Below are 25,082 nucleotides of genomic sequence, written 5' to 3'. Positions count from 1 at the left end.
AGAGATAAGGCGTACGGGGCGCGCACGCCTGCTGATGGATGGTCAGATCTGGCGCCCTGGAGCCGCGCATCTTCCGGGCGAGAGGGCTTTCTCGCAGGTCAGAGCCGATTGAGCGGGATCGCCCCGGCATCCGGGCCGCTCCGCTCCGAACGGGTGACACGGCACCGGCCCTGCCGCGGCGCGAGGGCCGGACCCCGCCGGCTCAGAGCCGGTCCCACGTCACCTGGTCGTAGAGCTCCGTCACCGTCTTCAGCACCGCCGCGTCGCCCGGGAGGACCGTCTCGTCGATCCGGGCCACCGGGGCGACTCCATGGGAGTTGGTGACAAAGGCCGCCCGGTACGAGGACAAGTCCCCCGACACGACCTTCCGGCGGGCGGACGGGAGACCGGCGGACGGCAGGAGCGGCTCCAGCAGGGCCATGGTGATGCCGGTCAGGGCCGGGGCGTCCGGCCAGATCACCGAGTCGCCGTCCCAGAGAGCGATATTGGCGATCGCGGTCTCCGACACCACTCCGCCGGGGCCCACGAGCAGGGCGTCGTCAAACCCCGCGCGCCGGGCGAGGCGGCCGTAGTGCGTCTGCGCGAAGCCGCCCAGATGTTTGACGTGGGCGAGCGGACGCTGGTACGGGACGGACATCAGGCTCTGCGCGCGCTCGTCCAGGAACACCGGTGGCCGCACCGTGACCATCAGCGTCGCGTCCGCCATGCCGTCCGGCCAGTGGACATACACCCGGGCCGAGGCGTCCCGGGTGTCACCGAGGGCGTTCCGCAGCAGGTGGCGCACGCGGTCGCCGTCCAGGGGCGCGCCGAACAGCTCCCGGGTGGAGGCGTCCAGCCGGGCGAGATGCAGTGCCAGGCCGCGCACACCGCCGTCCCTGACCTGCATGGCGGTGAAGTGACCATAGGTGTCGAGCGCGCGCAGGCGCAGATCCGCCTCGGTCGCGGGCCGACCGTCCACCTCAATGTACGGCTGGGGAGAGGCAGTCATGCCGCTCACCCTACGACGGACTCGGTCCTCGGCCGGGAGGGGCCGGACGGTTCAGCTCCGCGACGGTTCAGCTCCGCGACGCCGGCTTGACGTCAACCAAGCTTGAGGTACCACGCTCCTCTTATGGACATCACCACAGATGGCGCCAAAGCCGTCAACGCGGATATTTCCCCGGACGTCATGACGGACACCGCGCAGGCAACCGCCTCGCGCGCATCCGCACCGAGGTCCGTCCCGGAGCCCGACGCACCTCACGGGCCATATGAATCCCACGCGCCCCTGAGACTCGCCGTCATTCTCGGCAGCAACCGAGAGGGCCGCTTCGGCCCGGTCATCGCCGACTGGTTCCTCTCCCGCACCGCCGAGCGCACCGACTTCACCACGGAACTGATCGATCTGGCCGGGACGGACCTGCCGACCGCGCTCTCCTTCGACCCGGGTCCGGCCGTCCGGGCGGAACTCGCCAAGGTCACCTCGCGGCTGGCCGACGCCGACGCGTTTGTGCTGCTTACGCCCGAGTACAACCATTCCTTTCCCGCCGGGGTCAAGTCGCTGATCGACTGGCACTACAGCGAATGGCAGGCCAAGCCCGTCGGCTTTGTCTCCTACGGCGGGATCTCCGGCGGGCTGCGCGCGGTCGAGCAGCTCCGGCAGGTCTTCGCCGAACTGCATGCCGTCACCGTCCGCGACACGGTCTCGTTCCAGAACGCGAGGGCGACCTTCGACGACGGGGGACGGCCCAAGGACCCGACCGGCTGCGACGCCGCGGCCAAGGCGATGCTCGACCAGCTCGCCTGGTGGGGGCTGGCCCTGCGGGAGGCCAAAACGATCCGTCCGTACGGCGGTTGAGCAGTCCGTCTCCCGGCCCGGCCCGGTCGCGGCCCTGGTCCCGCAGGCGGCCGGGCCGGAGACCGGGCGACCGGACAAGAGGGATGCGGGGCGGCGGTCTTTGATGGACCTGCGGTCTTTGATGAGAACGGGGTGTTTCATGAGGTGGTGTGGTGAACGCCCGGCCCGCCGCCCGCCCCCTCCCTCCTCCCGGCCCATGAAGGAGCCCGCCCGTGTCTCTCGCCGAGTGCCTGACCGTGCTGACCACGACCGACAGCGCCGACAAGGCGGACGAGCTGGCCCGGGGCGTGATCGAGGCCCGGCTCGCCGCCTGCGCGCAGATCTCCGCGCCGGTCACTTCCGTCTACCGCTGGCAGAGCGCCATCGAGACCACGGAGGAGTGGCAGATCCTCTTCAAGACCACCGCAGCCTGTTACGAAGCGCTGGAGGCCCATCTCAAGGCGGCCCACGACTACGACACGCCGGAGATCATCGCCACGCCCGTGGTGCGGGGCAGCGCCGAGTATCTGGCGTGGCTCACCAAGGAGACCGTCGCGCCATGACACCGGAGCCCGGGGCAGGGGGAGCGCTGCCGTTCTTCGTCTACGGCACGCTGCGGCCGGGCGAACGCAACCACGGCCTCTTCCTGCGCGGCCGTACGGCCCTGGAGGAACCGGCCCGGCTGGCGGGGGCGCTCCTGTACGACGGTCCCGGCTATCCGTACGCGGTCGAGGCCCCCGGCGTGATCGTCGGTGAACTGGTGACGGCCGCGCCCGGCACGTACGGCGAACTGCTGCGCGTACTCGACCGATTGGAGGAGTACGAGGCGCCGGGCGACCCGCGCAACGTGTACGAACGCGCCGCCCGCGATGTTTTGCTGGCGGACGGTACAACGGCCAGGGCCTGGGTCTATCTCGCGGCGCCGCGCGTGGCCCGCGCACTGCGGACCCGGGGCCGCCCGATCACCGGCGGCGACTGGCTCGCGCGGGCCGTCCAGGCGCGCCGGGCCGTCGTCAGTCCGCCTTCTCCCGCTCCAGCCGTACCGCACAGACCTTGAATTCCGGCATCCGTGACACCGGGTCGAGCGCCGGGTTGGTGAGATTGTTGGCCCGCCCCTCGCCCGGCCAGTGGAACGGCATGAACACCGTGTCCGGCCGGATGGTCTCCGTGATCCGCGCGGGCGCGACGACCCGCCCGCGCCGCGAGACGACCACCAGCGCATCGCCCTCGCCGGCCCCGAGCCGCGCCGCGAGCCGGGGATGCAGCTCGACAAACGGCCCGGGAGCGGCGGCGTTCAGCTCCGCCACCCGCCGGGTCTGGGCCCCCGACTGGTACTGGGCGACGACCCGACCGGTCGTCAGCAGCACCGGATACTCCTCGTCGGTCTCCTCCGCCGCCGCCCGGTGGACGACGGGCACAAAGCGCGCCCGCCCGTCCGGGGTGGCGAAGCGGTCGAGAAAGAGCCGGGGCGTCCCGGGATGGACGGAACCGGCGCCGCGACGGGCGGCGGACACGGCATCGGGGTCCGGCCATGCGTCCGGACGGTGCTCTCTTCCCGGCTCCGGCCCCGCGTCCAGGGCCACGCCCGTCTCCGGGCCCGTACGCGCGGCCGGGCCCGTACCTGTCCCGGGACCCGCGCTTTCCGGACCCGCGCTCTCCGACCCGGCACCCTCCGACCCGGCACCCTCCGACCACGCGCTCTCCGGGCACGGCCAGAACACACCGTCCTCCTCCGCGAGGCGCCGGTAGGTGATGCCCGAGTAGTCCGCAGGACCGCCCGCCGAGGCGCGGCGCAGCTCCTCGAACACCTCCTCCGGATCGCTGGGAAAGCCCTTCTCATGGCCGAGGAGTCCGGCCAGTCCGTGCAGCACCTCCAGGTCGGTGCGTACCTGCTTCGGAGGGGACAGCGCCCTGCGGCGCAGCAGCACACGACCCTCCAGATTGGTGGTCGTGCCCGTCTCCTCCGCCCACTGGGCCGCCGGGAGCACCACATCCGCGAGCGCCGCGGTCTCCGAAAGCACCACATCCGCCACCGCCAGGAAGTCCAGCGACCGCAGCCGCCGCTCGATGTGCGCGGCGCGCGGTGCGGAGATCACCGGATTCGAACCCATCAGCAGCAGCGCCTTCACTTCGGTGCCCAGGGCGTCCAGCAGTTCGTACGCACTGCGTCCCGGGCCCGGCAGCGAGGCCGGGGACACGCCCCACACCTTCGCCACCACCGCCCGCGCCACCGGGTCGTCCAGCCGCCGGTAGCCGGGCAACTGATCGGCCTTCTGGCCGTGTTCGCGGCCACCCTGGCCGTTGCCCTGACCGGTGAGACAGCCGTAGCCGGAGAGCGGGCGGCCCGCCCGTCCCGTCGCGAGACACAGATTGATCCACGCGCCCACGGTGTCCGTGCCCTTGGACTGCTGCTCGGGCCCGCGCGCGGTGAGCACCATCCCCGACCCGGCCCCGCAGAACAGCTCCACCGCCTCGCGCAGCGCCGGTACCGCCACGCCGGTGAGGCGCTCGACCAGCTCCGGCCAGTGCGCCATCGCCCCGGCCCTGGCCTCCTCCCAGCCGGACGTACGCTCCCGGACGAAGTCCTCATCCGTATGTCCCCGCGCCACCACGAGATGCAGCAGTCCCAGCGCGAGCGCCAGATCCGTGCCGGGCCGAGGGGCCAGATGAAGATCGGCCTGTTCTGCGGTCCGCGTACGGCGCGGGTCCACGACGATCAGCTTGCCGCCGTTCGCCCGCAGTTCCGTGAGGTATCTGAGCGCGGGCGGCATGGTCTCCGCGAGGTTCGACCCGACGAGGATGACGCAGCCCGTGCGCGGAATGTCCTCCAGCGGAAACGGCAGCCCCCGGTCGAGACCGAAGGCCCGCTGGTGTCCGGCCGCCGCCGACGACATGCAGAAACGTCCGTTGTAGTCGATCTGCGACGTCCCGAGCACGACCCTGGCGAACTTCCCGAGCGCGTACGCCTTCTCATTGGTGAGCCCGCCGCCCCCGAACACCCCCACCGCGTCCGGGCCGCGGACCGCCCTGGCGCGTGCCAGCCCGTCGGCGACCGCGTGCAGCGCCTCGTCCCAGCCGGCCGGTTCGAGCCGGCCGGTGGCCGCGCTCCTGACCAGCGGCTCGGTCAGCCGGACCCGGGAGGAGAGCAGCGCGGGGGCCGTACGGCCCTTTCCGCACAGCGCGCCCCGGTTCACGGGGAAGTCCGTACGCTCGACCACCTCGACGGCCCCGCCTTCGACGGGGCGCAGATTCATTCCGCACTGCAACGCGCAGTAGGGGCAGTGGGTGGGCGTGGTGGGCTCGGTCATCGGGCCAGCGTGCGGCGGCAGTGTTACGCGTCCGGCCGCACCCGGTTACGCGCCGGGCACGGCCTCCTCAGCCCCGCCGGTCCCGTCCCGTGAGGTGCCGCGGCGGCCCGGCCGGCGCGGCAGCGGCCGTGGTGGCACCCCGCTGCCGAGCAGGACGGTGTCCGCGCCGCCGCACCGGCCGACCGGCGCCTGCCGCCCGAGGGAGGTCAGCCGCTCCCGCCGGCCGGCAGAAGGGCTCGGGCCACCCCCGTCTCCACCGGCCCGAGGAAGCGGGGATCGGGCCGCAGCGCGGCGTCGACCGCGGCCTTGCCCGCCGCGAACATCTCCCGTATCCCGCCGTAGTACCAGGTCAGGTCGTGAGGTTCGGCGACCCCGACGCCGTACGACTCGACCCCCGCCGCCCGGCAGAGCGCCACCGCGCGCCGGACATGGAAGCCCTGGGTCACCAGGACGGCCCGGTCCACCCCGAATATCTTCCGCGCCCGTACACAGGAGTCCCAGGTGTCGAAGCCCGCGAAATCGCTGACTATCCGCCCGTCCGGCACGCCGCGCCCGACGAGATACGTCCGCATCGCGTCCGGCTCGTCGTACTCCTCGCGGCTGTTGTCACCGGTGACCAGCACGACTCTCACCCTGCCCGCGCGGTACAGCTCCGCCGCCGCGTCCAGCCGGTGGGCCAGATACGGCGCCGGCGCGCCGGACCGCAGTCCGGCACCGAAGACCACCGCGACATCCCGGGCCGGGACGTCCGCGACGGTACGGACGCGGCTGTCGGCGACCGTGTGCATCCAGGTCGCGGGCGCCAGGGCGAGCACACACCCGAGCATGACGGCCTGGGCGACCAGGCGCTGCCGACGCCTGGTGCGGAACAGCCGTCTCAGCGACGACAGCCATGGTCCCAGGCGCCGGGCCGGGCCCGGTCGCGACGGCTTCGGCAGTGACATGATCCCCCCGTTCGATCCTGCTCCCCGTGCGTTCCACTCGGTAGGACGATCGGCGGCGCCGATCCGTTCGCATACCGGCGCGGCGAGGGCCGGGCGGCCCGCAGCCACGGCAGGACCCCTCCCCGGTCCGCCGGTTCCGAACGAAATCCACCGTAGGTGAGAGGTCTGACAACGCCCCTCCTGAGGCTGTGAGGTGGTGGAAAAGCGCGGTCACCCCCGCGCAACGGCCAGGCAACCGGGGCCCGGCAGGATCGGTTCAGCAGCCGGCTCGGCCACCTCGCACCGAACGGAACCCGCAGAAGCATGCAGAGCGACCGCCCCGCCCCCCTGAGTCCCGCCCTGGTTGTCGTGGCGCACGGCAGCCGGGACCCACGCGCCCTGCGCACCGTGACGGCGCTCCTCGACCGGGTCCGCGCACTCCGTCCCGACCTGGACGTACGGCTCGGACACATCGAGATCGAGCAGCCACGGCTGCCGGACACGCTCGCCGCGCTGGAAGCCGGCCGGGCGGGCGGGACCGGCCGGGCGGTCCTCGTACCCCTGCTGCTCAGCCGTGGCGTCCATGTCACACGCGACCTGCCCGCCGCCGCGGCCGCCGCGCCCGGCCTGGACATCCGGATCGCCGCCCCGCTCGGGCCGCACCCCCTGCTCGTGGAGACGCTGTACGCCCGTCTCGTCGAAGCGGGCTGGCGCACCTCCGACCCGGGCGGCAGGACCCCGGACACCACGGACGACCACCGCCCGCAGGCCACCGGCGTGGTGCTGGCGGCGGCGGGATCACGGGATCCCCGGTCCGCGGCGGACACCCGGCACACGGCCGCACTGCTCAGCCGCCGCCTCGGCGGTGTGCCGGTCGTCCCGGGATATGCCTCCGCCGCCTCGCCCACCATCCCCGAGGCCCTCCGCGCTCTCGCCGCGCGCGGCTGTCACCGGGCCGCGATCGCCTCGTACTTCACGGCGCCCGGCCACTTCGCCACCATGGGCGCGGGCCACGCGCCCTGGATCGCCGCCGCACCGCTCGGCGCACATCCGGCGATGGCCGCGCTGCTGCTCCAGCGGTACGCGGAGGCGTCGTCGGCAAGGCACAGGACGGGCCACCGCCGGTTCCTCGCCGCCTCCGCCGGGACGTCCCGGCCGTAGCGACGGCCGCCCGCGCCGCCTCGTCCGTCAGCGACTCCGGTTACCTTCGGTGCATGGCAGGGACCACCGGCATCACCACATCGCACCCCTCAGGACCGGCGGGCGCGTACGACGACTCGGCCACCGAGCGCTGGGCCGCCGAGCCCGACAAGCGCCCAGGACGCACCGCGTTCCAGCGCGACCGCGCCCGTGTGCTCCACTCCTCTGCGCTGCGCCGGCTCGCCGGCAAGACCCAGGTGGTGACCCCGGGATCCCGGAGCCGGCAGTGGGACGCCAGCCCCCGGACCCGGCTGACCCACTCCCTGGAGTGTGCCCAGGTCGGGCGGGAGCTGGGGGCGGCGCTGGGCTGCGATCCGGATCTGGTCGAGGCGGCGTGCCTCTCCCACGACATGGGCCATCCGCCCTTCGGTCACAACGGCGAGCAGGCGCTCAACGACTTCGCGAGGGACTGCGGCGGCTTCGAGGGAAACGCCCAGTCGCTCCGGCTGCTGACCCGGATCGAACCGAAGCGCTTCGTGGAGTCGGAGGAGGAGACCGGCGGACCGGTCAGCGTCGGCCTCAATCTCACCCGGGCCGCGCTGGACGCGGCCACCAAGTACCCCTGGCCGCGCGGCGCCCACCCCGTCGAGCCGGGCTCGCTGAAATTCGGTGTGTACGAGGACGATCTGCCGGTCTTCGACTGGGTCCGGCGCGGCGCTCCGGCGAGCCGTACCTGCTTCGAGGCGCAGGTCATGGACTGGTCCGACGATGTGGCCTATTCCGTCCACGACTTCGAGGACGGGCTGCACGCCGGCCATGTCGACCCGGCCGCGCTCTCCTCCGAGTCCGAACGGCAGGGGATCTGGGCCGCCGCCATCGGCAGGTACGTGCCACGGGGCACCGATCCGCAGGAGCTGTCCGCCGCGCTCGACCGGCTCATGGGACAGGAGTGGTGGCCGCACGGCTACGACGGTTCCGCCGTCGCACAGGGCCGGCTGAAGGACGCCACCAGCCAGCTCATCGGCCGGTTCTGTCTGGCGGCCGAGACCGCCACCCGGCAGGCGTACGGCACGGGACCGCACACCCGGTACGCCGCCGAACTGGTCGTCCCGCGCGCGGCCCGGCACGAGTGCGCGGTCCTCAAGGCCGTCGCGGACCGCTATGTCATGCAGCGCGCCGAACAGGAGGCGCTCCGCGCCGACCAGCGGATCGTCCTGGCGGAGCTGGCCGAGGCGATCACGGCCCGCGCCCCGGAGGGGCTGGATCCGCAGTTCCGCGCGCTGTTCGACGCGGCGCCCGACGACCAGGCGCGCAAACGCGTCATCGTCGACCAGATCGCCTCGCTCACCGACGCGGTGGCCCGGTCCCTGCACGCCGGACTCACCGGCCGGCCCTGAAGACCAGCGCCACCTGCCGGTTCTTCGGCAGGCGCGGACTGAGAACGATCTCCCACAGCGGGTCGGGCCGCGCCGCCACACGCAGCACAGCGAGATCCTCGGAGGTGAAAGAGATGCGTACCATGCGCCCCTCATGCCTCACGGCCCCTGATGCACGCTTGTACGAGAGTAGCCGGATCACGGCTGTGAGACATGCCCGTGGAGCGTTCCCTCTTTCGCCATCACGCTCCGTGCGGGACGCTCGCGGATGGCGGCAGCATGAAGAGGAGGCATCAAGTGGTCGACGCACATCGGACCTTTGTCATCGTCGGCGGTGGGCTGGCGGCGGCGAAAGCCGCGGAAACCCTGCGCGCGGAAGGATTCACCGGCCGAGTGATCCTCATCGGTGACGAGCGTGACCACCCCTATGAACGCCCGCCCCTGTCCAAGGGCTATCTGACCGGCAAGGACGAGCGGGACAGCGTCTTCGTGCACGAGCCCGCCTGGTACGCCCAGGCCGAGGTCGAGCTGCATCTCGGACAGACCGTCACCTCCGTCGACCGGGACACCCGGTGCGTGCACCTCGGCGACGGCACCGCCCTGCGCTACGACAAGCTGCTGCTGGCCACCGGCGCGGAACCGCGCCGGCTCGACATCCCGGGGACGGATCTGGCGGGCGTCCACCATCTGCGCCGCCTCGCCCACTCCGACCGGCTGCGGCAGGTGCTCACCGCCCTCGGCCGCGACAACGGCCATCTGGTGATCGCCGGAGCCGGCTGGATCGGCCTGGAGGTCGCGGCCGCCGCGCGCGGATACGGCGCGGAGGTCACCGTCGTCGAGGCCGCGGCGACCCCGCTCCACCAGGTCATCGGCCCCGAACTGGGCGAGCTCTTCACCGAACTCCACCGTGAGCACGGCGTCCGTTTCCACTTCGGCGCCCGGCTCACCGAGATCGTCGGCCAGGACGGCATGGTCCTGGCGGCCCGCACGGACGACGGCGAGGAGCACCCGGCCCACGATGTGCTCGCCGCGATCGGCGCCGCCCCCCGGACGGCCCTCGCCGAGGCGGCCGGCCTCGATCTCGCCGACCGTGCCGAGGGCGGCGGCATCGCCGTGGACTCCGCTCTGCGCACCTCCGACCTGGACATCTTCGCGGCCGGTGACGTGGCGGCGTTTCCGCCGGCCGGCTGGGGCGTCGCCCCGCCCGTCTCCCGGCTGCGCGTCGAGCACTGGGCCAACGCGCTCAACGGCGGCCCCGCCGCCGCCCGCGCCATGCTCGGCCAGGACATCACCTACGACCGTGTCCCGTACTTCTTCTCCGACCAGTACGACCTGGGCCTGGAGTACTCGGGCTGGGCGCCGCCCGGCTCCTACGACCAGGTGGTGGTACGCGGCGACGCGGGGAAGCGGGAGTTCGTGGCCTTCTGGCTGAAGGACCGCAGGGTCCTCGCGGGGATGAACGTCAATGTGTGGGACGTCACCGAGGACATCCAGCGCCTGATCCGCTCAGGCCGGCCCCAGGACCTGGAGGCCCTCGCCGACCCGGGCGTCCCGCTCGGTTCCCTCGGCGGCTGACGCGCCCCGCACCGGTCAGGACTCTCCGCGCGCCCCGTAGAATTCACGCGTGGCAGGCAGGATCAACGATGACGACGTGAAGGCGGTACGGGACGCGGTCCCGATCGACGCCGTCGTGTCCGAGTACCTCCAGCTACGCAGCGCGGGCGGCGGCAACCTCAAGGGCCTCTGCCCCTTCCACGACGAGAAGTCCCCGTCCTTCCAGGTCAGTCCGAGCAAGGGTCTCTTCCACTGCTTCGGCTGCCAGGAGGGCGGGGACACCATCGCCTTCGTGATGAAGATCGACCATCTCTCCTTCTCCGAGACGATCGAGCGGCTCGCCGCCCAGGCGGGCATCACCCTCAGATACGAGGAAGGCGGTTACAACCCGGCCGGGCAGCGCGGCGAGCGCACCCGACTGGTCGAGGCGCACAAGATCGCCGCGCAGTTCTACGCAGAGCAGCTCTCCGGCGCCGAGGCCGAGACGGGCCGGAAGTTCCTCGCCGAGCGGGGCTTCGACCAGGCGGCGGCCGAGCATTTCGGCGTCGGCTACAGCCCGGCGGGCTGGGACCATCTGACCCGCTATCTGCGCGGCAAGGGCTTCACCGACAAGGAACTGCTGCTCTCCGGCCTCTCCCAGGACGGCCGCCGCGGCCCGATCGACCGCTTCCGCGGCCGGCTGATGTGGCCCATCCGCGACATCTCCGGCGAGGTCGTCGGCTTCGGCGCGCGCAAACTGCGCGACGACGACAACGGCCCGAAGTACCTCAACACCCCCGAGACCGCGATCTACAAGAAGTCCCAGGTGCTGTACGGCGTCGACCTGGCCAAGAAGGACATCGCCAAGGCCAGCCGGGCCGTCGTCGTCGAGGGTTACACCGATGTGATGGCCTGCCACCTGGCCGGCGTCACCACCGCCATCGCGACCTGCGGTACGGCCTTCGGCGGTGACCACATCAAGATCCTCCGACGGCTGCTGATGGACAACGGCAGCGCCCGGGTGATTTTCACCTTCGACGGGGACGCGGCGGGCCAGAAGGCCGCGCTGCGCGCCTTCGAGGACGACCAGAAGTTCGCCGCCGAGACCTATATCGCCATCGCTCCGGACAACATGGACCCGTGCGAACTGCGCCTCGCCAAGGGCGACGAAGCCGTCCAGGACCTGGTCGAACCCCGCACCCCGCTCTTCGAGTTCGCGATCCGCCAGATCGTCTCGCGCTACGACCTGGAGACCCCGGCCGGCCGGGGCGCCGCACTCGACGAGGCCGCCCCGATCGTCGCCCGGATCAAGAACGGCGCCTCGCAGCACGAGGTCGCCGTCCAGCTCGCCGGCATTCTCGGCATCCTCGACACCCAGTTCGTGGTCAAACGCGTGTCGCAGGTCGCCCGTTGGGCGCGGGACCGCGGCGGCCGGGGCCCGGCCGGCCCGCCGGCCGACGCCCGGCCCGGCGCGCCGTCGTACGGGACCCCGGCCCCTGCGGCCCCCTCCGGACCCGCGCTCAACCTCCGTAACCCGGTCTACAGCACCGAGCGCGAGCTGCTGAAGCTGGCGCTCCAGCGGCCCGAGCTGGTCTCTCCGGCGTTCGACGCGTACGGCGCCGACGAGTTCACCGCCCCGCCGTACGCGATGGTCCGGCAGTGCATCGACGACGCCGGCGGCGCCGAACAGGGCGTGTCCGACCCCCGGGAGTACCTCGCCCGGGTCCTCGACGCCGTCCCGGACGACTCCGTGCGCAAACTCGTCACCGAGCTGGCGGTCGAGGTGTTCCGGGGCAGGACCATCGACGAGCTGTACGCGGGACACCACCTCGTCCAGGTCCGCGTCCGCGCGGTGGACCGCCGGATCCAGGACATCGCCTCCACCCTCACCAGGCTCGCCAGCAGCGGCGATCCCGAACGGTACGCCGCCGTGCAGAACGACCTCTGGGTGCTCCAGCAGTACGGCCAGGCCCTGCGCACCCGCGGCGCGGACGCCCTGTAGAGCGGCGCGGACCGCCTCCGCGACATCCACCGGTAACGGCCCGGTCACGCACGGGACGCAGAAAGTCACCGCACGCCCCTCGTGGCGGTGACGTGTCGTACCCCACACTGAGGTTCGATCCGCTCATCGTGTACAGGACGGCCTGGCGGCCCGGCCGCCTCCGCCCCGCCGCTGCACGAACCCGAACCGGCACCCCCGACCGGCAGCGATCACCCTGGAGGTCGCCCCCCGTGCACACCCAGACCGTGACCGAGACCTTTCCCGAGACGCCGGCCGTGGCCCTGGCCCCGCCGCCGGCCCATGCCCGCGTGGCGACGGCCGTCGAGATCCTCGTCGAGGACCCCGTGGAGGCGCCGCTCGTGCCCGCGCCCCGGGACCGGCGCGGGGGCCGCACCGACACCGGCGGACCCTCCTCCGACCTCTTCCGCCAGTATCTGCGGGAGATCGGCCGTATCCCGCTGCTCACCGCCGTCGAGGAGGTCGACCTGGCCCGCCGCGTCGAGGCCGGTCTCTTCGCCGAGGAGAAACTGAGCAGCACACCCGGTCTCGACTCCGGGCTCGCGCTGGATCTCGACCGGCTGGTCGTGCTGGGCCGGATGGCCAAGCGCCGGCTGATCGAAGCGAATCTGCGGCTCGTCGTCTCCGTGGCCAAGCGCTATGTGGGACGCGGACTGACCATGCTCGATCTCGTCCAGGAGGGAAATCTGGGCCTGATCAGAGCCGTCGAGAAGTTCGACTACACCCGCGGCTACAAGTTCTCGACCTACGCGACCTGGTGGATCCGCCAGGCGATGTCCCGGGCACTGGCCGACCAGGCACGCACCATCCGGGTCCCGGTCCATGTGGTCGAGCTGATCAACCGTGTCGTACGGGTCCAGCGCCGGCTGCTCCAGGAGCGCGGCTGTGAACCCACCCCCGAGGAGGTCGCCGCCCAGCTCGAACTGGCCCCCGAGCGGGTCACCGAGGTGCTCAGGCTCGCCCAGGAGCCGGTCTCCCTGCACACTCCGATCGGCGAGGAGGACGATGTCGCGCTCGGTGATCTCATCGAGGACGGCGACGCCGCCTCGCCCGTCGAGTCCGCGGCGTTCCTGCTGCTGCGCCAGCACCTGGAGGCGGTGCTCTCCACCCTCGGCGAGCGCGAACGCAAGGTCGTCCAGCTCAGATACGGCCTGGACGACGGCCGGGCCAGGACCCTGGAGGAGATCGGCCGGATCTTCGGTGTGACCCGCGAACGCATACGCCAGATCGAGTCCAAGACGCTGAACAAGCTGCGCGTCCACAACTCCGCCGACCAGCTCCGCGGCTACCTCGACTGACCCGGCGCCGCGCCCCGCCCCGCGGTGGGCGGCGGCGCGGCGCCCTGGTCCTCGCCGGCCGTCCGGGGGTCAGTCCACCTCGACGACGGCCTGCGCGAACTGGGCCGCGTACAGCCGTGCGTACGCGCCCTCCGCCGCCAGCAGCTCGTCGTGCGTGCCCTGTTCGACGATCGCGCCGTTCTCCATCACCAGGATGACATCCGCGTCCCGGATCGTGGAGAGCCGGTGCGCGATCACAAAGCTCGTACGCCCGTGGGCCAGCCGTGCCATCGCCTTCTGGATCAGCACCTCGGTACGGGTGTCCACCGAGCTGGTGGCCTCGTCCAGGACCAGGATCACCGGGTCGGACAGGAACGCCCGCGCGATGGTGATGAGCTGCTTCTCACCGGCGCTGACGCCCGAGCCCTCCTCGTCGATCACCGTGTCGTAGCCGTCGGGGAGCGTACGGACGAAACGGTCGGCGTGGGCCGCCCTGGCCGCCTCCTCGATCTCCTCCCGGGTGACCTCGCGCGAAGCGCCGTACGCGATGTTCTCCGCGATCGTGCCGCCGAAGAGCCAGGTGTCCTGGAGGACCATGCCGATCCCGGAGCGCAGCTCCTCGCGGGACATCTTGGCGACATCCGTCCCGTCCAGGGTGATCCGGCCGTCCGTCACCTCGTAGAACCGCATCAGCAGATTGACCAGGGTGGTCTTGCCCGCCCCGGTCGGGCCGACTATCGCGACCGTCTGTCCCGGGTCCACCTGGAGCGACAGACCGTCGATCAGCGGCTTGTCGGGGGAGTAGCGGAACGACACGTTCTCCAGCGCCACCTGCCCCCGCCGCTTGCGCAGCCGCTCCACCGCGGGCGCGTCGGGCTCCTGCTCCTCGGCGTCCAGCAGCTCGAATATCCGCTCCGCGGACGCCACTCCGGACTGCACCAGATTCGCCATCGAGGCGACCTGCGTCAGCGGCATCGAGAACTGCCGCGAGTACTGGATGAACGCCTGCACATCACCGATCGACAGCGTGCCCGAGGCGACCCGCAGCCCGCCGACGACCGCGACCAGCACATAGTTGAGGTTGGATATGAAGAGCATCAGCGGCTGCATGATCCCGCTGTTGAACTGGGCCTTGAACCCCGCCTCGTAGAGCTGGTCGTTCTGCTCCCGGAACACCTCGGCCGACTCGTCCTGCCGCCCGAAGACCTTCACCAGGCCATGCCCGGTGTACATCTCCTCGATGTGCGCGTTGAGCGTGCCCGTGACCTTCCACTGCAGTACGAACTGCGGCTGGGACCGCTTGCCGATCCTCGTCGCCACGAACACCGACAGCGGCACCGTCACCAGCGCGACCAGCGCCAGCAGCGGCGAGATCCAGAACATCATCCCCAGCACACCGAGGATCGTCAGCAGCGAGTTGATGAGCTGACCCATCGTCTGCTGCATGGTCTGCGAGATGTTGTCGACGTCGTTCGTGGCGCGGCTGAGCACCTCACCGCGCGGCTTCTGGTCGAAGTAGGCCAGCGGCAGCCGCGAGAGCTTCGCCTGTACGTCCTCCCGCATCCGGAACACCGTGCGGTTGATGACCCGGATCGACAGCCGCGTGGATATGAGCATCAGCAGCCCGGCGCCCAGATAGACCAGCAGCGCCACCAGCAGGACCCGGCCCACCGCGCCGAAGTCGATGCCGTGGCCCGGCGTGAAGTCCACCCCGGAGAGCAGGTCCGCCAGTTGGCCGTCGCCCTTCTCCCGCAGCCCGGCGAGGGTCTCCGCCTTGGTGGCGCCGCCCGGAGTCTGCCGGCCGATCACCCCGGCGAAGATCAGGTCGGTGGCCTGGCCGAGGATCTTCGGGCCGGTCACCGACAGCGCCACACTCACCACACCGGCCGCGAGCATCCACCACAGCGTGGTCTTCTCCACGGCCAGCCGCCGCAGCAGCCGCTTGCCCGATCCCTTGAAGTCCATCGACCGCTGCGTCGGGCCGGCCATCATCATGCGTCCGCCTGGACCGCTCATCAGGCAGCCTCCGCCTCGGTCAGCTGGGAGAGCACAATCTCCCGGTATGTTTCGTTCTCCGCCATCAGCTCGTGGTGGCGGCCCTCCCCGACGACCCGGCCCTCGTCCAGGACCACGATCCGGTCGGCGTCCCTGATGGTGGAGACCCGCTGCGCGACGATCACCACGGTCGCCTCCGCGGTCTCCGTCGCCAGCGCGCGGCGCAGCGCCGCGTCCGTGGCGTAGTCCAGTGCCGAGAAGGAGTCGTCGAACAGATAGATCTCCGGCCGCCGCACCAGCGACCGCGCTATCGCGAGCCGCTGCCGCTGCCCGCCGGAGACATTCGTACCGCCCTGGGATATCGGCGCGTTCAGTCCGCCCTCCAGGGTGGTGACGAACTCCTTCGCCTGCGCCACCTCCAGCGCGTGCCACAGGTCCTCGTCGGTCGCGTCGGGATTGCCGTAGCGCAGGTTCGTCGCGACGGTCCCGGAGAAGAGATACGGCTTCTGCGGCACCAGGCTCACGGTCTTCGCCAGCAGGACCGGATCGAGCTCCCGCACATCCTGGCCGTCGACAAGCACCGTCCCGCCGGTCGCGTCGAACAGCCGCGGTACGAGTCCGAGCAGCGTCGACTTGCCGCTGCCCGTCGACCCGATGACCGCCGTGGTCTCGCCCGGCCGTGCGACCAGCGTCACATCCCGCAGCACCGGCTCCTCGGCGCCGGGGAAGCGGAACTCCGCGCCCCGTACCTCCAGATGTCCGTGCCTGCGCAGCTCGCTCACCGGGTTCGCCGGCGGCACCACACTCGACCTGGTGTCCAGCACCTCTTCGATGCGCTCGGCGCACACCTCGGCGCGCGGCACCATCATGAACATGAAGGTGGCCATCATCACAGCCATCACGATCTGCATCAGATAGGCGAGGAACGCGGTCAGCGCGCCGATCTCCATGCCGCCGCTGTCGATGCGGTGCGCGCCGAACCAGACGACGGCGATCGACGACACGTTCACGACCGTCATCACGGTCGGGAACATCAGTGCCATCAGCCGGCCGGTGGACACCGCGACATCGGTCAGGTCGGTATTGGCCTTCCTGAAGCGGTCCTTCTCGTACTCGTCCCGGACAAAAGCCCTGATCACGCGGTTGCCGGTGATCTGCTCGCGCAGGATCCGGTTCACCGAGTCCAGCCGGGTCTGCATGGTCCTGAACAGCGGCCGCATGCGCTTGACGATGAGGCTCACGGCGATGCCGAGCACCGGCACCACAGCCAGCAGCACACCGGAGAGCGGGATGTCCTGGCCGAGCGCCATGACGATGCCGCCGACGCACATGATCGGCGCGGACACCATCAGCGTGAACGACATCAGGACCAGCATCTGCACCTGCTGGACGTCATTGGTGGTGCGGGTGATCAGCGAGGGGGCTCCGAACTGCCCCACCTCGCGGGCCGAGAAGCTCTGCACCCGTTCGAAGATGGCGGCCCGCACATCGCGGCCGAGGGCCGAGGCGGTCCGGGCGCCGTAGTACACGGCGCCGATGTTGCAGATCACCTGGAGGACACTGGCGGCGATCATGATGCCGCCGAACTCCAGGATGTAGCCCGTGTCTCCCTTCACCACTCCGTTGTCGATGATGTCGGCGTTGAGGGTGGGCAGATAGAGGGTGGCGGCTGTCTGCAGGAGCTGGAGCACCACCAGCAGGGCTATGGGTCTCTTGTAGGGCGCGAGGTGGGCACGCAGAAGTCGTAGGAGCACGCGGAGTCTCTCGGAGTCGGCTCGGGATTCGGCTAGATCGGGGGATCCGACCCCATCTTGCGGCACTCCACCCACCGGACCCCACGGGTTTATGTCCAAGGCCGGGTCAAGAACCCGCCGGACACACCGCCGTGGTGAGTCCTGCGCCACATACTGTGCGCCGCGTCTCACGACACCGCGCCCCGCGCCGCCGGGCCCCACCACGCCGGCACGTCCCTACGAGACTCCGGTCACGCTCAGGCCGTCGGTCCGAACGCGCCCGGGTGCACCTGCTCCCGTGTCGCCGCGTACTGCTGACGGACGGCCGCCCCCACCGCCGCGTCCTCGCCCGGCTCGAAGACCTGCACCGCCGCGCCCTGCCAGACCGGCGGGGTGTGCGGGGCGAGCGACCCCTGGGAGACACCGAGCGCCCAGGCCGCCTGCCGGGCCGCGCCGAGAGCCGTGTAGTCCGCGGGCTGCGGCACGAGCACCTGCGCCCCGAAGATCCCCGGCGCCGCGGCCTGCACGGCGGGCAGTTCGGCGGCGGCGCCCAGCAGGAACACCCGCCGTACCTCCACACCACGCCCCCGCAGCACATCCATCGCGTCGGCGAGCGAGCAGAGCATCCCCTCGAACGCGGCGCGCGCCAGGTGCTCCGGCTTCATCGACTCCCGGCGCAGCCCGGTCAGCGTGCCGGCCGTGTGCGGAAGCTGCGGGGTCCGCTCGCCCTCCAGATACGGCAGGAACACCAGGCCCGACGAGCCCGGCGTGGACTTCAGCGCCAGCGCGGACAGTTCGGCCAGATCCTCCGTCCCCAGCAGCTCCGCCGTTCCGCGCAGGGCCCGTACGGCGTTCAGGGTGTGGACGACCGGCAGATGCATTCCGGTGGCGTCCGCGAAGGAGGTGATCATCCCGGACGGGTCGGCGAGGGCCTCGTGGTGCACGGCCATCACGGAGCCCGAGGCGCCCAGCGACACCACGGCGTCCCCGACCCCGACGCCGAGCCCGAAGGCCGCGGCCATGGTCTCGCCCGTGCCGGCGGAGATCAGCAGCCCCTCCGGAGTGGTCCCGGCGGACTCGGAGGGACCCAGCACCTCGGGCAGCGCGGCCTGATGGCCCAGCGCCAGCTCCACCAGGTCAGGGCGGTAGGTCCCCGTCCGCGCGGACCAGTACCCGGTCCCCGACGCGGCGCCGCGGTCGGTCGTTCTGCGCGCCGGGCGTCCCAGGAGCTGCCAGACCAGCCAGTCGTGCGGCTGGAGCACCAGCGCCGTCCGCTCCGCCGCCTCCGGCTCGGTCCGCGCCATCCAGCGCAGCTTGGCCACGAGCTGAGCCGACTGCGGTACGGACCCGACGGCCTCGGCCCACGCCTGCCGGCCGCCCAGCGCGTCCACCAGATCCGCCGCCGCGACCTGGGCCCTCTTGTCGTTGCCGGTCAGCGCCGGACGTACGAGATTGCCCTGCCGGTCCAGCGCCACCATGCCGTGCTGCTGGGCGGAGACGCCGATGGCCTGCACGCCCTCCAGCAGTCCGCCGGACGCGGCCTCGCCGAGGGAGAGCAGCCAGGCCTGCGGATCGATGTCGGTGGCCTTCGCGTCGACCGGATGCGGCGCGTATCCCTGCCGCAGCACGGCCCCCGTGTCCGCGTCACAGACGACGATGCGTGTGAACCCGGACGAACTGTCCAACCCGGCGACTATTCCCATGACACACGATTCTGCCGCACGCGCGGCGCGTCGGGCGCTGCCGGGACGTACCGGGTGGACCGGTCCGGGGGCGTTCGGGCGCGGGGCTCAGGTGTTGCTGGTGCCCCAGTCGTCCTGGCCGTTCTGGCTCCGCTCCCGGAGCGAGCGCACACGGTGCGCGACGGAGTCCGGCACCTTGTCCCCCACCTTGTCGCCGACCACACCGCTCACCAGGTGGTAGGCCTTGCCTCCGTATTCGCGTCCGGTCTGCGCGGCGCTCTCGGCCGCGTTCCGCACCGCCGGGTTCTGCGAGACCTGCCGCGCCGACTTCTTGAGCTGCTCGTAGCGCTCGCGCCCGGCGCGTGTCCCGAGAACGTATCCGCAGGCCATCCCCGCGATGAACGTGAGGCGGTATCGCATGGCTGCCACCCTTCCCTAAGCGTCGGAGTCCCCAGCGTCAGCGTCGGACCGTCGGTCTGTGCTCTTCGCCTACCCCGTCGGGGCATGGTGTCACCCGGCGTGACCCGCGGCGATACCGATTGGCGAAGCACCCCCCTGCTTGCGCTAATGTATGTGTCGCAGCGAACGTGTGCCGCCCGGGGCGACCGGGGTAGGTACGTTCGGTGCAAACACAGCAATCCCCTGTAGCTCAATTGGCAGAGCAGCCGGCTGTTAACCGGCAGGTTACTGGTTCGAGTCCAGTCGGGGGAGCGCAGTCCCCTGTAGCTCAATTGGCAGAGCATTCGGCTGTTAACCGGAGGGTTGCTGGTTCGAGTCCAGCCGGGGGAGCCCAGCACAAAGAGGACCCCGCAAACCCTGCGGGGTCCTTTTTCGTGTTCCCGTCTTCACCCGTCTGCCGTGATCCCCCGCTCGTACGGCTCCACTTGGGTCCCCGACGAACCGGGCGCAGCACAGCATGGTCCTCAAGGTCAGAGGTTGCCACCCATCCGAGGCAGGAGATCGTATGAGCGGCTATGCTGCGGCAGACGGCGCGCACAAATGTGCGCGACACGCCGTTAGGGGCGGTAGCTCAGCCGGTTAGAGCAGCGGACTCATAATCCGTCGGTCGTGGGTTCGAGTCCCACCCGCCCCACCCGGTGAACGGTTCAAAGAATCGTTCTGACCAGGCTCTTTGCAGGTCAGGGCTGGGAACGGCAGGATCTGGGTGGCCTGTCGAGATCATGGTTTCATGATCGTGGGGACACATTGGGGACGCAGGTCACGCGTCGGGACTCAATCCCTCATTTGGCTCACTCTCGTCGGCGTCGGGCGTCAGTTCGGGTTCCCGCGCCTCACCCTCGGCCTCCTTGCGCTCCTCGCTCGAAGGGGTCTCCTTTTTTCGGGACCGGGGCACGACCGCGCTCGTTGACTCTGCCTCGGCGGTCATGAGTTGGGGCAGGACGCTCGTATACGTGTCCGAGGTGATCCGGCGCGAACTGTGCCCCAGCCGCTCTTGGGCAGCCTTGATGTCCGCCCCACCGAGGAGCGCCGACGATGCCGACAGGTGCCGGGGGTCGTGCATGCGGACCGGGGGAAGTCCGGACAGCTCCACGAGCCGGTTGAACCGTCGGCCTTCTGGTGGACGGTGGGAGAAGGAAGCCCTTGACGCTGTCAAGCGGGTCAGACCCGAGGGTCAGAAGAACATCCCTGTGAGGATCAGCTGGATCGAGGAAGTCTATGTGCCGTACTGGGCGAAGCCGGTACCCCTTCGCGGCCGTCATCTCCGCGGCTCTCGTGATGAGTGCGTCCGGTTGCACGGGCGAAGAGGACCGAGACGCCCGGCTCGGCGAGATCGTCGACGAGCGCGACACCTGGCGCACGGCCCACCAGGTCAGCGAAGAAGCCCGGCGGGAAGCACAGGACCAGGCAGGCGAGCTGCTCGAACCCGCCCGCACGGCAGACCACGTCCTTCGCTCCCTGCCCCAGCCGGGGGAGGTGACAGCACGTGCCCCGGTGGACGAGATTCCTGCCCCACCGGCATGAGCCGCGCACCCGGCCCGAGACGGACGGACAGAGGGACGCCGACTCGGCCCCGCACCGGGCTGAGCAGGCACGCCGGGAGACGAAGCAGCGGCGCCCCGACGTATCCGACGCGGAGGCGAAACTGCGGCGGCTGCGCGAGCACAACCACTTCGCCGAGATGATCGACCTCGCGCTGAGTGGGGAGAAATGACCTTCGCTCAGATCAGCAACACCTGGGCGTCCGGGCTGGTCCCGGCCAGCTCGCTGACCTTCATGATCGTGTACCACCGGTACGCGCCGTGGAGGTCGACGGCGGTCGGCCGGCACCTGATGGCCGTGGCCGCAGCGATCGGGGCCCTGGGCCTGTACACGATCCTGATCACGGTGTGGCCGCAAGGGCTGCCTGCGGCGGTGCTGCGGGTGGCCCGGACCGTGATCCTGCTCGCCATCGCCGGGCTGATGCTTCAGCGCGCCCGCATGGTGATCCGCGCACAGAAGCACCATCGGTGACCCCAGCCCGTACCGCACTGCGCCCCCTGCCCGGTTTCTTCGGAGGCCGGGCAGGGGGCGTTTCGTCATGTCCCGGCAGTACCGTGGATGCCTCACTCTCTGGCGGGGGTATCTGTGAACACAACACACGAGTCCGGCATGGGCGACCGCCTCGCGGAACTGCGGCTACGACGGAAACTGACCCAAGAACAACTGGCCGAACGTGCCGGGATCTCCGTCGACGTCATCCGGAAACTGGAGCAGGGACGCAGGAACTCGCCCCGGCTCTCCACCATCAACGCCCTGGCGGGCGCGCTGGACACCGAACCGAGCTACCTCGTCGGGCAGCCCACGACGTTCGAGGTGGACGGCGACCAGGAGGACAGGCGCCCCTCCGTCCTGGCGCTGCGCGAAGCGGTCTCACCGGTCGCTGATCTCCTTGGGGGCGATACCGATCCCGAGGACCCGCCCACCATCGACGAGCTGCGCGCGTCCCTCCAGTCGACGGAGAACATCCGCAGGGAGGGCCGCATGGGGGAAATCGGCCGCCTGCTTCCTCAGCTCATTCGCGACGCCCGCGCGGCCGTCTACGCCTCAACGGGCGCCGACCGGGCGGCAGCCAACTCCGTGCTCGCCGTGGCCTATCAGGTGGCCGCGACGACGCTCACCGGGCTGGGCAAGGAAGACGCCGCGTTCACCGCGATGGAGCGTTCCCTGGCCGCTGTCCGGGAGTGCGACGACCCCGGCCTGGAAACGATGGCCGTCTCCACCCTGTCCTGGGTGTTCACCCGGCAAGGCCGACTTGCCGACGCCGAGCGCATCGCCCTGGCCCACGCGGAGAAGATCGAACCCGGCTTCCGCTCCTCACCGCAGGATCTCGCCTTGTGGGGAATCCTTCTGCTGCGCGCGGCAACGGCCGCTGTACGGCAGGAGAAGCAGGCCGCGGTGACCGATCTCATGCGGCTGGCGAAGGGCGCGGCTGAGAGCATGGGCGAGGACCGCCTTGTGTACGCGACTCCGTTCGGGCCGACGAACACGGGCATCGCTGCCGTCAACTTCCTTGTGGAGATGGAGAAGGCCGACGAGGCGGTCGTCGCCGCGCGCACCATCCCGAACCTGCGCTCTCTGCCGCCGACTTGGCGGGCCCGGTTCCAGGTGGACCGGGCGCTCGCCTACAACCACCTCGGCAAGGACCGGGCCGCCGGCCGGGCGTTGCTGCTCGCCGAGGCCGACGCACCGGAGTGGATGCGGTACCACTCCACCTCACGGCGACTGGTGGAGGAACTGCGCGGGCGGGCCTCCCGCGCGGACACTGAGGTACTGGGCCTGGCCGTCCGACTCGGACTTGCCGGGTAGGGCAGGGCGTCCCACCGGATCCGTAGAGTGGTACCGCACGCCCCTGGGATGTGATCGCGCGGATACCTAGCGTGGTCGGCACATCGCGGCGCCGGGCACCTCCGCCAGAGATTCCGGCGCCGCTCCCACCCCCAGGGAGCCGACTGTGATCAACCGACCGCCCGTCGAGGGCGCCACAGCCAGCCCGCCGCACGACGCGCAGACGGGTGACCCGGACGCCGCATACACGGCCGCGCACACAGCGTTCATAGCCCACGTCTCCACCTGCTACGCCTGCCGCCGGCGCGGCACCGACTGCTACGACGTCGGCGCCCTGAAGGACCGGCTGCGCGAGACCCAGTCGGCGAGCATCGCCGCGCGGATGGCAGCCCAGTGAGCGGTCGCATCGGCCGGAGCGCGCCCCCGGACCCGCGCGACCCGAATTACTACAACCGGGGCCCGTCCTGGCCCGGCGAGCGCCTGCGCCCCCTGGCCCTCCCGCCTGCCGAGTCCCAGCTCCTTGCGGCCCGCCTGCGAGCCGCCGCCCCCCCGGACCTTCCCCCACGCTTCCGCAGCAGCGGGACCACTGATCCCGCCTCGGCCGTCGACTCCTGCCCGGACACTCCGGCCGAGGCGGTGCCCACCCATCCACAAGAAGAGAGGGCACCACATGTCTACCCGATCCTTACCCCCGCATGGGGCAGACACCGACCAGGACTTGACGTTCGCCTGGCTGGAAGTCACGGGATTCTGCAACCTCTATTGCAGCCACTGCTACGCCGACTCATCCCCCCGAGGGACGCACGGCACCATGACCGCGGCGCGCTGGAAGGACTGCATCGACCAGCTCGCCGCCATGGGCACGCAGAACGTCCAGTTCATCGGCGGTGAGCCCACCCTGTATCCGCACCTCATCGATCTCATTGGGCACGCGGCGCGCGCCGGCCTGGCCGTGGAGGTGTTCTCGAATTTGACGCACGTCTCGGCCAAGCTGTGGGGCGCGTTCACCGAATACCGCGTCAGGCTCGCCACGTCGTACTACTCCGACACCGCCGAGGAACACGACACCGTTACGGCACGGCCGGGGTCCCATCGCCGCACACGGGCAAACATCCAAAGAGCGCAGGAACTTGGGCTCACCCTGCGAGGCGCGGTCATTTCAGCGCTGCCCGATCAAGGGGCCGAAGACGCCTTCCGGGATCTCACGGACCTTGGACTGACAGCCGTGGGCGGGGACCACACCCGGGCAGTCGGGCGGGCCGGCCAGGGCGCGTCGCCCACCGTTGCTGATCTGTGCGGGCAATGTGCCCAGGGGAAGCTCGCGATCGGCCCCAACGGGGATGTGTGGCCCTGTGTCATCTGCCGGTTCATCAGCATGGGGAATGTTCTGGTGTCCCCGCTGAAGGACATTTGGGCGGGACCAGCGACCCGGCGGGCACGCGCCGAGATCGAGGCCGTGCACCGGCCGCAGCCCGCGCAGTCGTGCACACCTCCGCAGTGCCTTCCTTGGTGCGGACCATGCTCACCGTGCGCACCCGACGCGGAGGCTACGATCGGGGTTTCCGGGCGGATCGGATCATAGGAGGCGGCATGGCGCGGACGGACGAGCAATGGCTGCGGACCGCAATGTACGTGCGCCACGCGTACAACAAGATCGGCGTGCGTGATCTTCCGCTGTGCCTCCCAGGAGAACCTCAGGAGTGTGGCCAGAGCGCGCAGCAGCATGTGCTGCTGTGGGCCGCCGACCTGAAGGCCGCAGCCCATCACCTGATCGAGGAGTCCGCCCCGTCCCGCGACGACGCCGCCTACCACGCCGGCCCGTTGTACAAGGACAAGCTGAACGTGCTGCGCGCCAGTTCCGCGCGCCAGTCGGCGTAGCCCGGACGGACAAGGGCCCCGGCCGCCATCACGGCTGCCGGGGCTCCTCCCGCACAAGGTCACTGAGGGGGACCCGCACGACTGCGGCAATGCGGAGCAGCGTGTCAATACGCGTGGCGTGGTGGCCCATTTCGACGCGATTGATGGTCTGCCTGTCGACGTCGCACGCCTCGGCCAGCCGCTCCTTCGGAGTGAGCCAGAGTAGGCCGGAGTAGTCGGAGAGGATGCGTGCCCCGATCGCGGTACCGGGGATGGTGTGCGCCATGTGGAATGCTCCCGCGTAGTGGTGCATTTCCGTCGGTACGCCGGCTTGTACGAGACGTCCGGCGAAACGCAGCGCCTCGTCCCGGGTCGGGTCGAGCTGGTAGGTGCACAACCAAGTGGGCGCCAGGCCGGTCAGGTCGGCGACGGACGCCCGGGCCGGCGCCGCGTATATCGGCACATCGTCGCCACCGCGGGAGATGGCTCCCAGATAGTGCTCATCGCCGAAGGGGGCCGACACCATGCGTCCCCTGAAATCCAGGCGCGTCCGCACGATGACCGGCATGAAGCTCTCTCGGGCTATCTGCTCTATTTTCGCACCCGAAAAATCCTGAACATACACCTTCCGGATGG

General features: G+C 70.8%; 23 protein-coding genes, 3 tRNA genes and 1 pseudogene. 17 read left to right on the top strand and 10 right to left on the bottom strand.

Going from position 1 to position 25,082, the window contains the following annotated elements; translation table 11 throughout:
• Positions 1-202: 202 nt before the first annotated feature.
• Positions 203-988: an aminotransferase class IV gene (locus tag ABZ707_RS03090; protein ID WP_360166707.1), complete on the bottom strand. Its 786-nt coding sequence runs from the start codon at positions 986-988 to the stop codon at positions 203-205.
• A gap of 123 nt (positions 989-1,111) precedes the next feature.
• Between ABZ707_RS03090 and ABZ707_RS03085 the strand changes: the two genes are divergently transcribed.
• The 3 genes from ABZ707_RS03085 (at position 1,112) to ABZ707_RS03075 (ending at position 2,873) form a co-directional block, all read left to right on the top strand.
• The gene (locus tag ABZ707_RS03085; protein ID WP_360166704.1) at positions 1,112-1,837 is read left to right on the top strand and encodes an NAD(P)H-dependent oxidoreductase; all 726 of its coding nucleotides are present in this window, start codon (positions 1,112-1,114) and stop codon (positions 1,835-1,837) included.
• Between the two features lie 212 nt (positions 1,838-2,049).
• On the top strand, positions 2,050-2,379 hold the full coding sequence (gene cutA / locus ABZ707_RS03080) for a divalent-cation tolerance protein CutA (protein WP_360166701.1): 330 nt from the start codon (positions 2,050-2,052) through the stop codon (positions 2,377-2,379).
• The gene (locus ABZ707_RS03075; RefSeq protein ID WP_360166699.1) at positions 2,376-2,873 is read left to right on the top strand and encodes a gamma-glutamylcyclotransferase family protein; all 498 of its coding nucleotides are present in this window, start codon (positions 2,376-2,378) and stop codon (positions 2,871-2,873) included. The genes cutA and ABZ707_RS03075 overlap by 4 nt, the downstream gene beginning before the upstream one ends.
• Here ABZ707_RS03075 and ABZ707_RS03070 read toward each other — a convergent pair.
• Entirely contained in the window at positions 2,830-5,124 is a 2,295-nt protein-coding gene (locus ABZ707_RS03070; RefSeq protein WP_360166697.1) for a molybdopterin oxidoreductase family protein, read from the bottom strand. The genes ABZ707_RS03075 and ABZ707_RS03070 overlap by 44 nt on opposite strands.
• A 206-nt stretch (positions 5,125-5,330) precedes the next feature.
• Entirely contained in the window at positions 5,331-5,951 is a 621-nt protein-coding gene (locus tag ABZ707_RS03065; protein WP_360166994.1) for an ElyC/SanA/YdcF family protein, read from the bottom strand.
• Positions 5,952-6,371: 420 nt separating this feature from the next.
• Here ABZ707_RS03065 and ABZ707_RS03060 point away from each other — a divergent pair, with 420 nt between their 5' ends.
• Both ABZ707_RS03060 and ABZ707_RS03055 read left to right on the top strand, forming a co-directional pair.
• Positions 6,372-7,208: a sirohydrochlorin chelatase gene (locus tag ABZ707_RS03060; RefSeq protein WP_360166695.1), complete on the top strand. Its 837-nt coding sequence runs from the start codon at positions 6,372-6,374 to the stop codon at positions 7,206-7,208.
• 53 nt (positions 7,209-7,261) lie between these two features.
• Complete coding sequence (locus ABZ707_RS03055; RefSeq protein ID WP_360166693.1) at positions 7,262-8,584, top strand: deoxyguanosinetriphosphate triphosphohydrolase; 1,323 nt, start codon at positions 7,262-7,264, stop codon at positions 8,582-8,584.
• On the opposite strand, the gene ABZ707_RS03050 is transcribed toward ABZ707_RS03055, so the two are convergent.
• Positions 8,568-8,708 carry a hypothetical protein gene (locus tag ABZ707_RS03050; protein ID WP_360166691.1) on the bottom strand — a complete coding sequence of 47 codons (141 nt, stop codon included), beginning with the start codon at positions 8,706-8,708 and terminating at the stop codon, positions 8,568-8,570. The two genes, ABZ707_RS03055 and ABZ707_RS03050, sit on opposite strands and share 17 nt — an antisense overlap.
• Before the next feature lie 152 nt (positions 8,709-8,860).
• On the opposite strand from ABZ707_RS03050, the gene ABZ707_RS03045 reads away from it, so the two are divergent.
• From ABZ707_RS03045 to ABZ707_RS03035, 3 genes and pseudogenes are all read left to right on the top strand, one after another.
• Entirely contained in the window at positions 8,861-10,138 is a 1,278-nt protein-coding gene (locus ABZ707_RS03045; protein ID WP_360166689.1) for an FAD-dependent oxidoreductase, read from the top strand.
• Between the two features lie 49 nt (positions 10,139-10,187).
• Positions 10,188-12,098: a DNA primase gene (dnaG, locus tag ABZ707_RS03040; protein WP_360166686.1), complete on the top strand. Its 1,911-nt coding sequence runs from the start codon at positions 10,188-10,190 to the stop codon at positions 12,096-12,098.
• Between the two features lie 142 nt (positions 12,099-12,240).
• A pseudogene (locus ABZ707_RS03035) lies at positions 12,241-13,414 on the top strand (RNA polymerase sigma factor).
• 69 nt (positions 13,415-13,483) lie between these two features.
• On the opposite strand, the gene ABZ707_RS03030 reads toward ABZ707_RS03035, so the two are convergent.
• The 4 genes from ABZ707_RS03030 to ABZ707_RS03015 form a co-directional block, all read right to left on the bottom strand.
• Positions 13,484-15,409 (bottom strand): ABC transporter ATP-binding protein, encoded by a 1,926-nt coding sequence (locus ABZ707_RS03030; protein ID WP_360166683.1) that lies wholly within the window; start codon positions 15,407-15,409, stop codon positions 13,484-13,486.
• A complete protein-coding gene (locus ABZ707_RS03025) occupies positions 15,409-17,142 on the bottom strand; it encodes an ABC transporter ATP-binding protein (RefSeq protein WP_360166681.1) in 1,734 nt (577 codons plus the stop codon). The genes ABZ707_RS03030 and ABZ707_RS03025 overlap by 1 nt, the downstream gene beginning before the upstream one ends.
• A gap of 236 nt (positions 17,143-17,378) precedes the next feature.
• Positions 17,379-18,824, bottom strand: coding sequence for an FGGY family carbohydrate kinase (locus ABZ707_RS03020; protein ID WP_360166678.1), 1,446 nt, complete (start codon positions 18,822-18,824; stop codon positions 17,379-17,381).
• Between the two features lie 87 nt (positions 18,825-18,911).
• Positions 18,912-19,223, bottom strand: a complete 312-nt coding sequence (locus ABZ707_RS03015; protein ID WP_360166675.1) for a YtxH domain-containing protein — start codon at positions 19,221-19,223, stop codon at positions 18,912-18,914.
• Positions 19,224-19,441: 218 nt separating this feature from the next.
• Between ABZ707_RS03015 and ABZ707_RS03010 the strand changes: the two genes are divergently transcribed.
• The 3 genes from ABZ707_RS03010 to ABZ707_RS03000 all read left to right on the top strand — a co-directional run bounded on the left by ABZ707_RS03010 (position 19,442) and on the right by ABZ707_RS03000 (position 19,896).
• Positions 19,442-19,514: transfer RNA gene (locus ABZ707_RS03010), tRNA-Asn, on the top strand.
• A 5-nt stretch (positions 19,515-19,519) separates the two neighbouring features.
• Positions 19,520-19,592 (top strand) — tRNA-Asn (locus tag ABZ707_RS03005).
• A 230-nt stretch (positions 19,593-19,822) separates the two neighbouring features.
• A tRNA-Ile gene (locus ABZ707_RS03000) sits at positions 19,823-19,896 on the top strand.
• A gap of 126 nt (positions 19,897-20,022) precedes the next feature.
• Here ABZ707_RS03000 and ABZ707_RS02995 read toward each other — a convergent pair.
• On the bottom strand, positions 20,023-20,418 hold the full coding sequence (locus ABZ707_RS02995; RefSeq protein ID WP_360166672.1) for a tyrosine-type recombinase/integrase: 396 nt from the start codon (positions 20,416-20,418) through the stop codon (positions 20,023-20,025).
• Positions 20,419-20,748: 330 nt separating this feature from the next.
• On the opposite strand from ABZ707_RS02995, the gene ABZ707_RS02990 reads away from it, so the two are divergent.
• The 6 genes from ABZ707_RS02990 (at position 20,749) to ABZ707_RS02965 (ending at position 24,467) form a co-directional block, all read left to right on the top strand.
• Complete coding sequence (locus ABZ707_RS02990) at positions 20,749-20,976, top strand: hypothetical protein (RefSeq protein ID WP_360166669.1); 228 nt, start codon at positions 20,749-20,751, stop codon at positions 20,974-20,976.
• Positions 20,973-21,275 (top strand): hypothetical protein, encoded by a 303-nt coding sequence (locus ABZ707_RS02985; RefSeq protein ID WP_360166666.1) that lies wholly within the window; start codon positions 20,973-20,975, stop codon positions 21,273-21,275. The genes ABZ707_RS02990 and ABZ707_RS02985 overlap by 4 nt, the downstream gene beginning before the upstream one ends.
• 114 nt (positions 21,276-21,389) lie before the next feature.
• Positions 21,390-22,610: a helix-turn-helix domain-containing protein gene (locus ABZ707_RS02980; RefSeq protein WP_360166663.1), complete on the top strand. Its 1,221-nt coding sequence runs from the start codon at positions 21,390-21,392 to the stop codon at positions 22,608-22,610.
• A 145-nt stretch (positions 22,611-22,755) separates the two neighbouring features.
• Positions 22,756-22,986 (top strand): hypothetical protein, encoded by a 231-nt coding sequence (locus tag ABZ707_RS02975; RefSeq protein WP_360166660.1) that lies wholly within the window; start codon positions 22,756-22,758, stop codon positions 22,984-22,986.
• 273 nt (positions 22,987-23,259) lie between these two features.
• On the top strand, positions 23,260-24,171 hold the full coding sequence (locus tag ABZ707_RS02970) for a radical SAM protein (RefSeq protein WP_360166657.1): 912 nt from the start codon (positions 23,260-23,262) through the stop codon (positions 24,169-24,171).
• Positions 24,172-24,179: 8 nt separating this feature from the next.
• On the top strand, positions 24,180-24,467 hold the full coding sequence (locus ABZ707_RS02965) for a hypothetical protein (RefSeq protein ID WP_360166654.1): 288 nt from the start codon (positions 24,180-24,182) through the stop codon (positions 24,465-24,467).
• A 28-nt stretch (positions 24,468-24,495) separates the two neighbouring features.
• Here the strand turns inward: ABZ707_RS02965 and ABZ707_RS02960 are convergent, their stop codons facing one another.
• Entirely contained in the window at positions 24,496-24,972 is a 477-nt protein-coding gene (locus ABZ707_RS02960) for an alpha/beta hydrolase fold domain-containing protein (RefSeq protein WP_360166651.1), read from the bottom strand.
• Positions 24,973-25,082 lie beyond the last annotated feature (110 nt).

The sequence above is a fragment of the Streptomyces sp. NPDC006923 genome (assembly GCF_040635655.1).
Taxonomy (GTDB): domain Bacteria; phylum Actinomycetota; class Actinomycetes; order Streptomycetales; family Streptomycetaceae; genus Streptomyces.
This window is presented reverse-complemented; position numbering and strand designations above follow the sequence as displayed.